Source organism: Agrobacterium tumefaciens, from assembly GCF_013318015.2.
Taxonomy (GTDB): Bacteria; Pseudomonadota; Alphaproteobacteria; order Rhizobiales; family Rhizobiaceae; genus Agrobacterium; species Agrobacterium tumefaciens.
On record NZ_CP115842.1, the window covers coordinates 1,015,193 to 1,030,133 of the forward strand.

Genomic DNA, 14,941 nt, shown 5'->3' on the forward strand with positions numbered 1-14,941 from the left:
CCACCTCAAAATACCTGGCCGGTGGCCATGACCAGATGTTCCACGACCGGACCAAGCGCCAGGGCCGGCAGGAAGGTGAGGCCACCGACGACCACGATCGTGCCGACGAGCAGACCGACGAAGAGCGGGCCGTCCGTGGGGAAGGTGCCGGCTGATGCCGGAACGGTCTTTTTGGTAACCAGCGAGCCGGCAATCGCCAACGCCGGGATGATCACCAGAAAACGTCCCATCAACATGCCAAAACCAAGCGTGATGTTGTACCAGGTCGTGTTGCCCGTGAGGCCGCCGAAGGCAGAGCCGTTATTGGCAGCAGCCGAGGTATAGGCATAAAGAATCTCGGAGAACCCGTGCGGTCCGGCTGTGCCGACCGACGCGACCGCCGAGGGCAGGATGGTGGCGGTGGCTGTGAAAACCAGCATGGCGAGCGGCAGGCAGAGAATGGCCAGAACCGCCATCTTCATCTCCTTGGCCTCTATCTTCTTGCCGAGATACTCCGGCGTGCGCCCGACCATCAGCCCCGCCACGAAAATGGCGATGATGATGAAGAGAAGAATGCCATAGAAACCCGCGCCAACGCCGCCGACGATTACCTCACCCAGTTGCATGTTGATGAGCGGAATGAGACCACCGAGCGCCGTGAAGCTGCCATGCATGGCGTTGACCGCACCGCAGGAGGCAGCGGTGGTGATGACCGCAAAGAGCGACGAGAGTGCCACGCCGAAGCGAGCTTCCTTGCCTTCCATGTTGCTTCCGGCAAGGCCGAAGCTGTGCATAAGCGGATTTCCGGCCGCTTCCGCCCAATAGGTCACTGCAACACCGGCGATGAACAGAACACCCATGGCAGCAAGGATTGCCCAGCCCTGACGGGTGTTGCCGACCATACGGCCGAAGACGTTGGTGAAGGCAGCACCGATCGCGAAGATCGACACCATCTGGATCATGTTGGAGATGGCATCAGGGTTTTCGAACGGATGCGCGGAATTGGCATTGAAGAAACCGCCGCCATTGGTGCCGAGCATCTTGATCGCCAGCTGCGACGCTACCGGGCCGACTGCGATCGTCTGCCGCGCGCCTTCAAGCGTCTGGGCACCGACATAAGCGCCAAGCGTCTGCGGCACGCCGAGCCATACGTAAACCAGGGTAAGCACGATACAGGCAGGCAGCAGGATGTAGAGCGTCGAGCGCACCATATCCACCCAGAAATTGCCGATGGCCTTGCCGGAAGCGCGCGCGAAGGCGCGGATTAGCCCGATTGCAATCGCCATGCCCGTCGCGGCAGAAACAAAGTTCTGCACGGTGAAACCAGCCATCTGGGTCAGATAGGACATGGTGCTTTCGCCACCATAATTCTGCCAGTTGGTATTGGTGACGAAGCTGACTGCCGTGTTGAAAGACAGTTCCGGCCCGACTGCTGCCATTCCTTCCGGATTATATGGCAACATACCCTGAAAGCGCATCAGGGCGTAGAGCAGGGCAAAACCGAAGAGGTTGAAGAGGAGCATGGAAAACGCATAGGTCGTCCAGTGCTGTTCTTCGCGCTCGCTTGTCCCGGCAAGGGCATAAAGGCCGCGCTCGACGGGTGCGAGAACCGGCGAAAGCAGGGTGCGTTCGCCATTGAAGACTCGCGCCATATAGAAGCCGAGAGGCTTCACCAGCGCGACAACGATCCCGCAGAAAAGCAGGATCTGAAACCATCCATTGAGGGTCATGGTATTGAACTTTCAATAGCCGCCGCTTCCCGATCAGAAGCGTTCGGGGCGAATGAGAGCATAGGTGAGGTAGGCGGCGATAAAGACGGTGACGGCACCGCTCAAAACATAATCGAATAACATCTCGACCTCCGCCTAAAGCCGGTCGCAGGCGCGCGTATAGGCAAAGCAAAGCGCGAAAAACACCGTGGCTGCACCGATCAGAATAACGTCCATCATCGATGGGACTCCTTTTTTAACCGAGGAGCCGGACAGGAAGAAAAGCGCCGTCATGTGGGACGTCGCTTTTCATTCTTTCTGGCTGGGAAGAAACACCATCCCTTCCCGCACAGAAGAATGCACCCGAACCGCATAAAGGTTCGAGACGGCGGCAGATGGAATAAAATAGGAATCTCATAGGAATTTCGATGCCCGCCAATGCGGGCATTGCAGCCGATGCTTAAGAGAGCGAGCCGTCTTTGAACGCGGAAACGATCTTTTCCGCCGGGCTGTTGGCGGCAATCAGCGCCGCAAGCAGTATACGCGCCTGTCCGGGGCGCAGCGTTGACGAATGGATGGCACCGGCCGCGACCAGATCGTGACCACCGCCGCCACCGCCGTAACTCGCCACCAGCAGTCCTTCCGGGACCCTGCTGGAGACGACGACGGGAACGCCTCGCTCGGCACAGCGCTTCACCGCCACAGCGATGCCCGGATTGGCGTTGCCGGAGCCAAGTGCGGCAAGCACGATCCCATCCGCACCGGCCTGCAGGCTTGCCTCGATATGGGCGGCATCACAACCGGGATAAATGGCAACGATATCAACCCGCAGATCGGCGAGGGGCGCAGCAAGCTCCAGCGCTGCGGCATGGGCCGCCGGCCGCGCAGAGCGGAACGCATCCGCCGCATCCGCGCTCAGCTTGTACAGCCCCCATGCCGGCAGACATCTGCCGCCGAAGGATAAAAGCACGCCGCGTTCGGCATTCGTCTGATCAAGCGCCGTTTCTATGGCCGCGGCCAGATTGGACGGCCCGTCCGCATTCGGATGGTCGGCCGTAAACTGTGCGCCGGTGAAGACAACCGGCTTGGTGGTGGCATGCTGCAAATGCACGAGCAGCGAGGATTCTTCCATCGCATCGGTTCCATGCAGAACGACGACACCGGTGACAGCGGGATCATTGAGCTCCACGCCTACCGCATCGCTGATGCGCTGCATGTCGGCCAATGTCAGGCTGGAGGAATCCTTCGCCATCAGATCGACCGGCTTCAGCCTCGCGTTGATTTGCGGAACCAGTGCAAGCAGGTCTTCACCCGAAAGGCTTGGTGTGCTGGCGCCATCGGCGCCGCGCCTGCTGGCGATGGTACCACCGGTGGCGATGACCGCCACCAATGGAGCTTCACCATGCCCGCTCAATGCGACGCTCCCGCGCCTGCACGTTCGCCGGCCAGACGGTGGATACGGTCGCGCAGCATATACCAGCCGATGACCAGCGCCGGGATGATGACCAGCAGCGAAGCGATGGTCCACGAGCCGACAGGGTAATCAAAAGCCATCAGCACCAGCACGCCGAACAGGAAGACGAGTGTGAGAATGCCAGTGTAAGGCGCACCGAACATGCGGAAATCCGGGCGGGCGAGTTCGCCGCGCCTGGAAAGCTGCCACAGTTTGAGCTGGCAGAGCACGATGACGGCCCATGCGCAGATGATGCCGAGCGCCGACAGGTTGAGTGCAATTTCGAAGGCCGCAGCTGGCACGACGGCGTTCAGCGCCACACCGAGAACGGTGACGGCGGCGGTCACCGCAATACCGCCATAGGGCACGCCGGCCTTGTTCATCTTTGCCAGCGCTGCCGGCGCCGATCCAGAGACCGCCATCGAATGAAGAATACGGCCGGTAGAATAAAGCCCGGCATTGAGCGAAGACAGCACGGCGGTTAGCACCACAAGGTTCATGATCACATCCGCACCCTGAACACCGATGGAACCGAAGAAGGTAACGAAGGGGCTCTCGCCAGCCTTATAGGCGGTATAAGGCAGAAGCAGCGTGAACAGCAATACCGAGCCGACATAAAACACCACGAGGCGCAGCACCACGGCGCGGATGGCGCGGGGCATGACTTTGCGAGGGTCTTCGGTTTCCCCTGCCGCCGTGCCGATCAGTTCGATCGAGGCGTAAGCGAACACTACCCCCTGAATGATGACGAAGGCAGGAAGAATGCCGTTCGGGAAGAAGCCGCCATTGTCGGTGATAATGCTGAAGCCTGTCACATGCCCTTCAATGGGCGTGCCAAAGATGACGAAATAGACGCCAACGACGAGGAAGATCGCAAGCGCCAGCACCTTGATCAGGCTGAACCAGAACTCAAGCTCGCCAAAAACCTTCACCGACAGCATGTTCATCGCCAGCACAACCAGAAGTGCCGTCAACGCAAACACCCATTGGTCGATGCCCGCCAGCCAGGGGACGTAGTGCTTGAAGAAGTTCATATAGAGCGCAACGGCGGTCACATCGGCCACCGAGGTCATTGCCCAGTTCAACCAATACATCCAGCCGGCAAAGAAAGCCATCTTCTCGCCATAGAACTCGCGGGCATAGGACACGAACGAGCCGGAACTCGGGCGATGCATGATAAGTTCGCCAAGTGCACGCAGCACCAGAAACGCAAAGAAGCCGCAAAGCGCATAAACAAACACCAGCGCCGGACCGGCCTGCGCCAGCCGTCCACCGGCGCCCAGGAACAGCCCGGTGCCAATTGCGCCACCAATCGCGATCATCTGGATCTGACGCGGTTTAAGTGCCTTGTGGTATCCGAGGTCTTCTTCCGTGAAGACCTCGCGTTCGGCAGGTGCCGTTTTTACAGATTTCATTGATATTTCTCCTCCCAATGAATTTGCTTTGCAGTCGGCGATACGCCGGAAATCAAAATTGGAACTGGCATGCTCGGCGCTGGATACAGCGCCAGCAAGCTCATGCATCGCTGTAAAGCTGCATGACAGATTTTTGCCCTCATAATTGCAGAGAATGCCGTTCGTCAAGGGGATCGAAGCATTATTGACCTTCGTACGGCGAAGGATTAAGGTCGAAAAATCTGTAAGACAGCTTTACAGATTTTGGTAACGCTTTGAGCTATTGGAGGAAAAAGTGGGCGTGACGCGCATGGAGCATGATTTGCTCGGAACGAAGGAAATTCCGGCAGATGTTTATTGGGGCGTGCACACGGCACGCGCGGTGGAGAACTTTCAGATCACCGGCGTAACGATCGGCCACAACCCCTATCTCGTCAGGGGACTTGCCTATGTGAAGGAGGCCGCCGCCCTCGCCAATCACGAGCTTGGCTTGCTTGACCAGGAGCGGATGGAAGCAATCGTCAGAGCCTGCCGCGAAATTCGTGAGGGTGCGCTTCACGAGCAGTTCGTCGTGGACGAAATTCAGGGCGGTGCTGGCACTTCCACCAACATGAACGCCAACGAGGTCATCGCCAACCGGGCACTTGAACTGCTCGGCCACGCGAAAGGCGATTATGCCCACCTTCACCCCAACGACCACGTCAATCTCAGCCAGTCCACCAACGATGCTTATCCGACGGCGGTCAATGTAGGAATGATCGAAGCGATCGACGATCTCGCGGCTTCGATGGGTGTGCTGAAAGACGCGTTCGATCGCAAGGCACAGGAGTTTTCCGGCTTCATCAAGCTGGGACGGACGCAATTGCAGGATGCCGTGCCGATGACGCTCGGTCAGGAGTTCCGCACTTTCGTGGTGATGCTGGACGAGGATCAGGCCCGCCTCATCGAATCCGCAGCCCTGCTGCACGAGATCAATCTCGGCGCCACCGCCATCGGCACCGGGCTCAATGCACCGCGCGGTTATGCGGCGCTTGCCTGCCAGCATCTGGCGCGGTTGACCGGACGCCCGCTGGTGACGGCCGCCGACCTGATCGAAGCGACGCAGGACCCCGGCGCATTTGTGCATCTGTCCGGCGTGTTGAAACGTGTCGCCGTCAAACTGTCAAAAACCTGCAACGACCTTCGCCTGCTCTCTTCCGGCCCGCGCGCCGGCATCGGCGAAATCACCCTGCCCTCCGTTCAGGCGGGGTCCAGCATCATGCCGGGCAAGATCAATCCGGTCATTCCCGAAATGGTCAATCAGGTGGCTTATGCGGTAATCGGCAACGACATCACCATCACAATGGCCGCCGAAGCCGGGCAGCTACAGCTGAACGCCTTCGAGCCGATCATGGTGCGTGCCCTTTCCCAGAGCATCAGCCAGCTGAGCGCCGCTTGCCGGACTTTGGCGGCACGTTGTGTCGATGGCATCGTCGCCAATCCCGCCATCATGGCACAGCGTGTGGAGGAATCGATCGGTCTCGCAACCGCGCTTAACCCGCTGATCGGATACTATGCAGCAACTGACGTCGCAAGGGAGGCGCTGGCCAGCGGCCGCACCGTCCCGCAGGTGGTGCTGGAGCGCGGCTATCTGACGGAGGAGCAACTTCATCAGGCACTGAGCCCCCGCCACCTCGCCAACCTACCCGCGCTTACGGGTGTCGAGCCCGATCTTCTCCAATAATGGTCGTTACCACCTGCTTCACCTGACCCAGGTGAAGCTCCATCGCTTCGCGCGCATCGGGGGACGAACCCCGCCGGATCGCCTCGACGATCCGGCGGTGCTCCAAATTCGATGCAACGCGCCGGCCAGCCATCAGGTTGACCATCTCGGACTGTTGGGAAAGAGCCTCGCGCGCATCGGCCACAACCTTGGCGAACAGTGCATTGGACGAGGCTTCCGCAATGGCGCAATGAAATTGCCCGTCCAGCAGCACCCACGGATGCGGCCTTTCCTCAGCCTCCATCCTGTCGCAGAGTTCGAGCAGGGTCTCTAGTTGGGCATCCGTGCGCCGTAGCGCCGCCCAACCGGCCGCCGGCACCTCAATGAAGGGGCGTGCCTCGATCAGGTCACGGGCGGAATATGCTCCGTAACTCAATTCAGCAGGCGGTGTGGCGGTCATTACATAGGTGCCGCTACCCGTGCGCGTCTGCGTCAACCCCAGAGTCTGGAGAGATCGCAACGCCTCGCGCACGATCGGCCGGCTGACACCATATCTTTCCGCCAGATGGGCTTCGGAGGGCAGCCGGGTTCCGACCACGAGCTGACCAGAGGTGATGGCCGAACGGATATCTTCGAACACCACTTCTGCGGCATTCTTGCGATTGATCGGCTTTGCGTCCGCAAGCCAATCCGACAACCCGCCCATCCTTGAACCCTCCGGCACCCTTGGTCTGTCAACGACGCAGAAGCAAACGCTTATCTATTGAAGGACAGCGCCGCTCCCGCAGCTAAGCCGATCTTCCTAACACTATCTGCGCCGAAGGAACAACGATGGCGGGCACATTTGCAGAATTTAAGCGGGACAGTGGCTTTGCCGGCGCCACACCCTCGCGATCACGAGGGTGTGGCTGTCTCACAGGAAATTACGTCTTGATTTCCTGTGCTTCCTGCTTGTCATCTTCGCGCGGAATGCGGAACCACGCGACATAGAGTGCCGGAAGGAACAGCAGCGTGAGCGCCGTGCCAACCACGATGCCGCCCATCATGGCATAGGCCATCGGACCCCAGAATATCTCCCGAGATATGGGGATGAGGGCAAGTGTTGCCGCCGCAGCCGTCAGCATGATCGGTCGCATGCGATGCTCGGTCGCCTCGATGACGGCGCGCCAGGCCGAGACCCCCTCGCTTCTGAGATGTTCGATCTGAACGACGAGAATGACCGAGTTTCGGATCAGAATACCGATCAGTGCCAATATGCCGAGAATGGCGACGAAACCCATCGGCGCGTTGGAGAGCAGCAGCGCTGCCACCACGCCGATCAGCGCCGTCGGAGCAACGGCAAAGACAAGAAACAGCCGGCTGAAGCTCTGCAACTGAACCATAAGGATCGTTGCCATCGCAAACAGCATCAGAGGCACCACGGCTACGATTGGCGCCTGCGAATCCGCGCTGGATTCCACCGAGCCTCCTATTTCCACCTTGTACCCCACGGGGAGCGACTTTTCGAAAGCCTCGAGTTTCGGCTTCAACTGCTCCACGATCGTCGCCGGCTGCGTCGGGCCGATGATGGCAGCCTTGACCGTGACTGTCGGAATTCTGTCGCGACGCCAGATGGTCGGCTGTTCCAGCTCGTAGCGGAAATTGGCGATTGCCGACAGCGGCACGGCCTTGCCGTTCGTGGCCGGCAATTGCAGGTTCTGCAATGTTTCGATGGAGCCGCGCTCCGCCAGCTGCGCACGCGCCACCACATTGACGAGGTAGATATCATCCCTGACCTGCGTCACGGTGGAACCCTCGACAATGCTGTTCATTGCATTGGCGATGTCTTCCGAAGAGACACCGAGCTGGCGGGCCTTGTCCTGCAAAACGTCGACCTTGACCACCCGCGTCGGCTCATTCCAGTCCATGACCATGTTGGACAGCAGCCGATGCTCGCCGACGATGCCCGCCAGCTGCTGGCCTAGTTCGCGGACATGCTGGATATCCGGACCGCTCAAGCGATATTGCACCGGCTTTCCGACCGGAGGGCCGATGTCGAGCAATTTCACGAAGGCGTCGGTGCCGGTAAACGTCCGGTTCAGATAGTCCTGCAACTCAGCGCGCACCTTGTCGCGCACATCAAGCCCCTTGGTGACGATGATTGTCTGGCCGAAGGTGACATCAGGCGTCTGCACGTCAAAGGAGAGGATGAAACGTGGTGCGCCTTCACCGACATAGGTCGTCCAGTGGTCGATGTCGGGGTTTTTCGCCAGCGCTTCCTGCTCGAACTGTGCCATCTGCCGGTTGGTTTCGGCAATCGAGCTGTTCTGTGGCAGGTTCCAGTCTACGATCAATTCCACACGGTCAGAAGCCGGGAAGAACTGCTGCTGCACGAGGCTCATGCCGCCAACGGAAAGGGCAAACAACGCAACCGTGAGGATGATCGTAACCCAACGAAAGCGCAGCGCCCGGGCTAGAAGCCAGGAAAAGCCAGAGGCAAAACGGCCCTTCTTCTCATGGTGCGATTTCATCGTCTTGGGCAACATCGCCACGCCAAGCAGTGGCGTGAACACAACCGCGACAATCCACGACACGATCAGCGAAACGGCGATCACCACGAACAGGGTGAATGTGAACTCACCCGCCGCGCTGTTGTTGAGGCCGACGGGAATGAAACCGGCAACGGTGACCAGCGTACCGGTCAGCATCGGGAATGCCGTCGAAGTATAAACATAGGTCGCCGCTTTTCTGAGATCATCGCCGACCTCGAGGCGTGCGACCATCATCTCGACAGCAATCATAGCATCGTCGACGAGAAGCCCGAGCGCGATGATAAGCGCGCCGAGAGAGATGCGTTGCAGCGAAATGCCGGTATATTCCATATAGACGAAGGTGATCGCCAGCACGAGCGGTATGGAGACCGCAACCACCATGCCCGCCCGCAATCCGAGGCTGATGAAGCTGATGACGAGAACGATTGCGATCGCCTCGAACAGCGCCGAAGTGAAGCCGGAGACCGCCTCATCGACCACGGCCGGCTGATCGGACACGCGATGCACATCGACGCCAACAGGCAGGTCCGCCACGATACGCTTCATCTGTGCATCCAGCTCCTCGCCGAAATGCACGAGGTTCGCACCGGTTTTCATGCCTATGGCAAGACCGATGGCCGGTTGCCCGTTAAAGCGGAACAGCGAAGACGGCGGATCGACATAACCGCGCCGGATCGTCGCCACTTCCGTCAGCGGGAAGAACCGGTTGTTGACGCGCAGATTGATGGCGCGAAGGCTGTCTTCCGAGGTGAACTGGCCGCTGACACGCAGCGCAACACGTTCCGGCCCGGCATTGACGAAGCCGGACTGGGTGACAGCATTCTGGGCTTGCAGCGTCTTGATAATCGATTGCTGATCGATGCCCAGCGCTGCGATCTGCCGCGTGGAAAACTCCAGATAGATCGCCTCGTCTTGCGCGCCGATGACATCAACCTTGCCGATATTGTCGACAGTCAGAACCTTGGCACGCGCGTCCTCCACCAGATCGCGCAATTGCCGCTGGCTGAGACCGTCGCTGGTGAAGGCGTAGATATTGCCATAAACATCGCCGAAACGGTCGTTGAAGAACGGGCCGACAACGCCCGAGGGGAAGTCGCCCTTGATGTCGCCGATCATGTTGCGCACGCGCACCCAGGTGGGTTCGACATTCTTGGCTTTGGTTTCCGGCACGAGTTCCACGAAAATCGTCGTCTTGCCAGCGACTGTCTGGCTGCGCAGATAGTCGAGATTGTCGAGTTCCTCGAGCTTCTTCTCGATCCTGTCGGTCACCTGCCTGGCCACTTCCTCCGCCGAAGCGCCGGGCCATTGCGCGCTGATCACCATTGTCTTGATGGTGAAATTCGGATCTTCCTCACGTCCGAGGTTGAGATAGGAGAAAACACCGGCAAGAACGAAGACCAGCATGAAGTACCAGACGAGCGAACGGTGCTCGAGCGCCCAGTCGGAAAGATTGAATTTCTTCACTGATGGACCTCCTGATCGATCCTGATGGCTTGACCATCCTTAAGCTTGTGAACGCCGGCACTGGCGACACGTTCGCCGGGCTTGACGCCGCCGGTGATGCGCACACTGCCGCCTTCAGCGGGCTCGCCCTCTATTTTGACCGGGCGCGAGGTGACCGTGGCCGTATCGGTATTGACGATCCAGACACTCCAACCGTCTTCGGTTTTCAGCAGGGCCGACGAGGGGAGCATGATCTGCGATTCGGAGGCGGCAATTGCTGAGGCCGTGACGACCGAGCCGAGCCGGAATGTCGGCGGCGCATCCTGAAGGCTGATTTTCGTGCGGCGCGTGCGTGTTGCGGTTTCGGCTTCTGGGGCAATCTCACGCACCACGCCGGTGGTGCGTATCTTTGGGTCCAGTTGCAGGGCGATATCGAAGGTCGATCCGATATCAAGTCGCTGCGCCGCAAATTGCGGAACATCGACCACAACATCCCGCACTTCCGGGCGGGCAATGGTCACGACCGTCTGTCCGGCAGAGACGACCTGGCCAATTTCACCGGATGTCGCAGTCACCACGCCGTCAAATTCCGCGTGTAGCTGCGTATAGCCCAGTTGCTCCTCGGCCTTATCAAGATTTGCACGGGCTTTGGCGACGGCGGCATTGGCCGTTCGCGTGGCCTGCTCGGCCTCTTCAAGTGCTGCTTCCGTGCCGCTGCGGGCCTCGGCCAGCACGCGCTGACGCTGCTCGGTCGTCACCGCATTGGCCAGTTGCGCTTCGGCGTTGGACAGATCGGATTGGGCGCTCTTTACCGAAAGTTCCAGCGCGAGCGGATCGATCGAGGCCACCACATCGCCTTTCTTGACCAGATCGGCCACATCGACATTGCGGGCAATGATCCGGCCGAGAACACGAAAGCCGAGATCGGTCTGAATTCTCGATTCCACCGTGCCGGTCAGCCGCAGCGCATCGGCGCGCGTCTCCCCTACGACAACGGAGAGCACCGGGCGCGGCGCCTCAGCGGGCGCTTCCTGCTTTTCCTGGCAGGACGAGACCGCAATCGCCGGAAGCAGCAAAAACAAGCTTCTGTTTATCCTGAACATTATTGTGCCTGCCCCTTTTCATAGGCGACCTTTTCACCGGTGCGGAGAAATTTGGTCCCGCTGGTCACGACGAGATCGCCGGGAAGAAGTCCTTCCGCCACGACGAATTGACCCGTCTCATAGTCGGAGACCTCAACCCGGCGCATGGCGATTTCCGAGGACTGCGCATCGACCACCCAGACGGCGGGAAGGCCGTTCTGCGATGCCATTGCCGACCAGGGAAGCTCAATCGCCTCCACCTGCTTGAAGCGGAAATGACCCGATACCGGTGCTCCGAGCGGCATGGTCATATCGCCGTTCAGGCCAACCTTGACCCGGATCGTCCCATTGTCGGGATCGATCGTCGGGGAAATCTCCCGCACCGGTCCCTCGACAGCGCGGGCGGGATCCGACAGGAGGCTGACATTGACGAGATTGTCGATATCGCGCTCGAGGAACAGGGATTCGTAGACATCAAATACCGCATCGCGCGGCCCGTCATGCGCCAGCGTGAAAACGAGCTGAGCGGCCTGCGCCACCTGACCGACTTCGACATTGCGCGCGGTGATCACACCATCCGCATCGGCCCTGAGTTCGGTGTAGGAAAGCGCATCGCGCGCCGTATCCAGCTGGGCCTGCGCCGATCTGACGGCGCCTTGTGTGGTGAGCAGGGTTTCCTGCGCCTTGTCGACCGCGGAGCGCGAAGTCACCTGCGTCTTGAAAAGACTTTGCTGGCGATCGAATGCCAACTGCGCCTGCGTCATCTGCGCTTCGGCAGATTGCAGGTTGGCCACCGCAACGTCGATATCCGCCTTTTGCTCTTCCGGGTCGATGCGAGCAAGCAATTGCCCGGCCTTTACCGGGGTACCCACATCCACCAGCCGCTCGGTGATCTTGCCGCTCACCCGAAAGGAAAGGTCCGTCTGGACCCGTGCCCTTACTTCACCGGTGATGACGCTGCCACGGCCGACGGGCTTTTTCGCTGCCGCAACCACATCGACGACACGCAACGGCTTTTCAGCAGGCGGCTCTTCGTTGCTGCAGGACGACAGGGCGAAAATGCCGCCGACCGCCATTGCTAAAAGAATGCTTTTCATGGTGACCTCTTGATCTTCGCCTCACCCTATAATATTTGACTGACTGAATAGTCAATGAAATTCTTGTGTCGCCGATCGGGAACCGTCCGGACGTCAAACCGGGCTCCCCGAATGATCATTACGAATTGCCCGGCGCGTCCTCTCGGACGCATCGGGGGATGTGCCGACATATTGAACCACGCACCACGTCTTGTAAAAATCGATTCCGGTTTTTACGCCGGTGCTATAGGCAAACCACCTGTCATTTCCGCCGATTGCGACGGGTAAAAAGGCAAGTGCCGAAAGAATACGTAGGGATCCGGGGTTATGGCAAAAGCAAAACTGACACGCGCAGAACAGAAGATACAACGTCCGTTGGAAATTCTCGACGCCGCATTCGAGGAATTCACCAAGAGAGGATTTACGGCCACGCGGGTGGAGGACATTGCCGAGCGGGTGGGAGTGACGAAAGGCACGGTCTACGTCTATTTCGAAACCAAGGAGGCTCTTTTCGAGGCGATGATCAGGCATGCCTCGGCACCTTTTCAGGAGGCATTCAAGGCTTATGCACGCACGTCGGATGATCCCGTCGAGGAGCTTCGGATGCTTCTTGAATTCCTGTTCGACGCCCTCGTCGACAATAGAAAGATGCGGGAACTGTTTCGCTTCATCGTTGCGGAAGGAGCAAAATTCCCCGATCTCATCGACCAGCACCATGACGTGGTGATGGCGCCGGTATTCGAGCGGATCAATACGATCCTCGAAGAGGGCGTGGCGAAAAAAAGGTTTAGAGCCAACCCCACCGAACTGGCCAAGGTCGTCATGTCACCCATAGTCGGAACATTGGTTTTCCGGTTGATTTTCGACGATCGGCGCAGTCTGGACAAGCAGGTCGTTCTGAAGATTCATCTCGAACTGATCATGCGCGGGCTGCTGGCATAAGGGGCACTCTCCTGCCAGTCGATGACCCCTGATGCTGCGATCTGATACATCGCAAGAAACCTTACATGTCGGGCGCGATACAGCCACAATGCTGCGGTAAGGGTCTGTTGCCTCGAGCATATTGCTCGTATTTGAACGAGTAATTGCCATCCTGTTGCCGAGACCCGCTCACCACTCCAACTTTTCAGCGATTTTAGTTGCCGAGTCGAGCTGTGCTCCTGCGAGAGAATGCCAGTGCCGATTAAATTCTAGTACCCTTCAATCAATTTGAGGTCACCCTGCCCCTCTGTGCAAACAGCGCCGGTACAGTTAGACAGAACAGGTTCCAGCCGCGCAGAGTTGTGCGAGATCCTCGCCGAGCAGATCGACTTAATTAACCGTTTCAGATTTCAGGAGCGAGCTTACAGCTCGAACATTTATGAACAAAACAGTGAATGCCCGCGCCGAGCAGAGCACGGAACCGCCGCGGCAACGCGTGTTGGCTCGAGATCGGGCTATTCCAGAAAACGACCGCCAGCGCGGTGAACACTTTTTTCGAAATGCAGGCGACCAGAAGGATTGCTATCAACCATGACCGCGACGTTAACAGCCCAATTACCTGGCGGCGCGAGTGAAAAGGCCCTGCTTAAAATACTTTCGAATTATCGCAAACCCCGCACCGGCCGCAGCCTGTACGAACTTGCCGTGACGCTTGTTCCCTTTGTATTCCTTTGGGCAGCAGCGTCGGTATCGATTCATTTTGGTTACTGGCTTGGCCTGCTTCTGGTGATCCCCGCAGCCGGATTCCTGTTGAGGCTCTTCATACTGCAACACGATTGCGGACACGGCTCTTTTTTCGGGCGCCGTCGCTGGGATGACTGGACGGGTCGCGCAATCGGTATCCTGACGCTGACGCCCTACGACTATTGGCGCCGCGCGCATGCGGAACACCATGCGTCAGCCGGCAATCTCGATGAGCGAGGGGTTGGCGACATTACAACTCTGACCGTGACCGAATATCGTGCACTCTCCTCACGCGGAAAACTCGGTTATCGCTTGTACAGGCATCCGCTGGTGATGTTCGGCATCGGTCCTGCTTTCCTGTTTCTGTTCAAACAAAGGCTACCGTTTGGCATGATGCGGTCTGGAGCGTTGCCCTGGATTTCGACAATGGCAACAAATGCCGGTGTGGCCGTATTGGCCATTCTTCTTATCTGGGCGATAGGGCTCGTGCCTTTTCTGTTGGTTCATCTGCCAATAGTGCTGCTTGCCGGGTCAGCAGGTGTCTGGCTGTTTTATGTCCAGCACCAGTTTGAAGAAACCCACTGGTCCAAGCCTCCGGAATGGGCTTTTCCCCATGCGGCGATGCATGGCGCCTCGTATTACGATCTTCCGGGTCCGCTGCGTTGGATCACCGGCAATATCGGCATGCACCATGTCCACCATTTGTCGAGCAAGGTACCTTTTTACAGGTTGCCAGAGATTCTGCACGACTACCCGGAGCTTGCGAAACTTGGTCGCATCAGCCTTCGCGACAGCCTGGGCTGCGTAAAGCTCATTCTGTGGGACGAATCCACCAAACGGCTGATTTCGCTACGTGAGGCAGAAAAGCAACCGCGATAGACGAGAGCTGGAACGACGCAATACCCTT

Annotated in this window: 12 protein-coding genes; 3 read left to right on the forward strand and 9 right to left on the reverse strand. The window is 58.8% G+C overall.

Annotated features, from left to right (window positions below; all coding sequences use genetic code 11):
- Positions 1-5: 5 nt before the first annotated feature.
- The 5 genes from kdpA to G6L97_RS18140 all read right to left on the reverse strand — a co-directional run bounded on the left by kdpA (position 6) and on the right by G6L97_RS18140 (position 4,556).
- On the reverse strand, positions 6-1,709 hold the full coding sequence (gene kdpA, locus G6L97_RS18120) for a potassium-transporting ATPase subunit KdpA (protein ID WP_035199696.1): 1,704 nt from the start codon (positions 1,707-1,709) through the stop codon (positions 6-8).
- Between the two features lie 33 nt (positions 1,710-1,742).
- A complete protein-coding gene (kdpF, locus tag G6L97_RS18125) occupies positions 1,743-1,832 on the reverse strand; it encodes a K(+)-transporting ATPase subunit F (protein WP_003511473.1) in 90 nt (29 codons plus the stop codon).
- A 12-nt stretch (positions 1,833-1,844) separates the two neighbouring features.
- Positions 1,845-1,982, reverse strand: coding sequence for a hypothetical protein (locus G6L97_RS18130; RefSeq protein WP_003497749.1), 138 nt, complete (start codon positions 1,980-1,982; stop codon positions 1,845-1,847).
- A gap of 166 nt (positions 1,983-2,148) precedes the next feature.
- Entirely contained in the window at positions 2,149-3,102 is a 954-nt protein-coding gene (locus G6L97_RS18135; protein ID WP_035199697.1) for an asparaginase, read from the reverse strand.
- Positions 3,099-4,556 (reverse strand): amino acid permease, encoded by a 1,458-nt coding sequence (locus G6L97_RS18140; protein ID WP_019564934.1) that lies wholly within the window; start codon positions 4,554-4,556, stop codon positions 3,099-3,101. The genes G6L97_RS18135 and G6L97_RS18140 overlap by 4 nt, the downstream gene beginning before the upstream one ends.
- Positions 4,557-4,845: 289 nt before the next feature.
- Between G6L97_RS18140 and G6L97_RS18145 the strand changes: the two genes are divergently transcribed.
- The gene (locus G6L97_RS18145; protein ID WP_035199700.1) at positions 4,846-6,258 is read left to right on the forward strand and encodes an aspartate ammonia-lyase; all 1,413 of its coding nucleotides are present in this window, start codon (positions 4,846-4,848) and stop codon (positions 6,256-6,258) included.
- Here G6L97_RS18145 and G6L97_RS18150 read toward each other — a convergent pair.
- The 4 genes from G6L97_RS18150 to G6L97_RS18165 all read right to left on the reverse strand — a co-directional run bounded on the left by G6L97_RS18150 (position 6,227) and on the right by G6L97_RS18165 (position 12,390).
- On the reverse strand, positions 6,227-6,943 hold the full coding sequence (locus tag G6L97_RS18150; RefSeq protein ID WP_019564936.1) for a FadR/GntR family transcriptional regulator: 717 nt from the start codon (positions 6,941-6,943) through the stop codon (positions 6,227-6,229). The genes G6L97_RS18145 and G6L97_RS18150 overlap by 32 nt on opposite strands.
- A gap of 217 nt (positions 6,944-7,160) precedes the next feature.
- Complete coding sequence (locus G6L97_RS18155) at positions 7,161-10,232, reverse strand: efflux RND transporter permease subunit (RefSeq protein ID WP_019564937.1); 3,072 nt, start codon at positions 10,230-10,232, stop codon at positions 7,161-7,163.
- Positions 10,229-11,314: an efflux RND transporter periplasmic adaptor subunit gene (locus G6L97_RS18160; protein WP_019564938.1), complete on the reverse strand. Its 1,086-nt coding sequence runs from the start codon at positions 11,312-11,314 to the stop codon at positions 10,229-10,231. The genes G6L97_RS18155 and G6L97_RS18160 overlap by 4 nt, the downstream gene beginning before the upstream one ends.
- Entirely contained in the window at positions 11,314-12,390 is a 1,077-nt protein-coding gene (locus G6L97_RS18165) for an efflux RND transporter periplasmic adaptor subunit (protein ID WP_025595357.1), read from the reverse strand. Before G6L97_RS18165 ends, G6L97_RS18160 begins: the two co-directional genes overlap by 1 nt.
- Positions 12,391-12,696: 306 nt before the next feature.
- Between G6L97_RS18165 and G6L97_RS18170 the strand changes: the two genes are divergently transcribed.
- Positions 12,697-13,311 carry a TetR/AcrR family transcriptional regulator gene (locus tag G6L97_RS18170; protein WP_019564940.1) on the forward strand — a complete coding sequence of 205 codons (615 nt, stop codon included), beginning with the start codon at positions 12,697-12,699 and terminating at the stop codon, positions 13,309-13,311.
- A gap of 570 nt (positions 13,312-13,881) precedes the next feature.
- Positions 13,882-14,913, forward strand: a complete 1,032-nt coding sequence (locus G6L97_RS18175) for a fatty acid desaturase (RefSeq protein WP_035199703.1) — start codon at positions 13,882-13,884, stop codon at positions 14,911-14,913.
- The last annotated feature ends 28 nt before the right edge of the window (positions 14,914-14,941 follow it).

Coding starts and splice junctions, on each gene's coding strand:
- G6L97_RS18160 (WP_019564938.1), bottom strand. CDS start 11,314: ATGTTCAGGATAAACAGAAGCTTGTTTTTGCTGCTTCCGGCGATTGCG.
- G6L97_RS18175 (WP_035199703.1), top strand. CDS start 13,882: ATGACCGCGACGTTAACAGCCCAATTACCTGGCGGCGCGAGTGAAAAG.
- G6L97_RS18150 (WP_019564936.1), bottom strand. CDS start 6,943: ATGGGCGGGTTGTCGGATTGGCTTGCGGACGCAAAGCCGATCAATCGC.
- G6L97_RS18165 (WP_025595357.1), bottom strand. CDS start 12,390: ATGAAAAGCATTCTTTTAGCAATGGCGGTCGGCGGCATTTTCGCCCTG.
- G6L97_RS18170 (WP_019564940.1), top strand. CDS start 12,697: ATGGCAAAAGCAAAACTGACACGCGCAGAACAGAAGATACAACGTCCG.
- kdpF (WP_003511473.1), bottom strand. CDS start 1,832: ATGTTATTCGATTATGTTTTGAGCGGTGCCGTCACCGTCTTTATCGCC.
- G6L97_RS18130 (WP_003497749.1), bottom strand. CDS start 1,982: ATGACGGCGCTTTTCTTCCTGTCCGGCTCCTCGGTTAAAAAAGGAGTC.
- G6L97_RS18145 (WP_035199700.1), top strand. CDS start 4,846: ATGGAGCATGATTTGCTCGGAACGAAGGAAATTCCGGCAGATGTTTAT.
- G6L97_RS18140 (WP_019564934.1), bottom strand. CDS start 4,556: ATGAAATCTGTAAAAACGGCACCTGCCGAACGCGAGGTCTTCACGGAA.
- kdpA (WP_035199696.1), bottom strand. CDS start 1,709: ATGACCCTCAATGGATGGTTTCAGATCCTGCTTTTCTGCGGGATCGTT.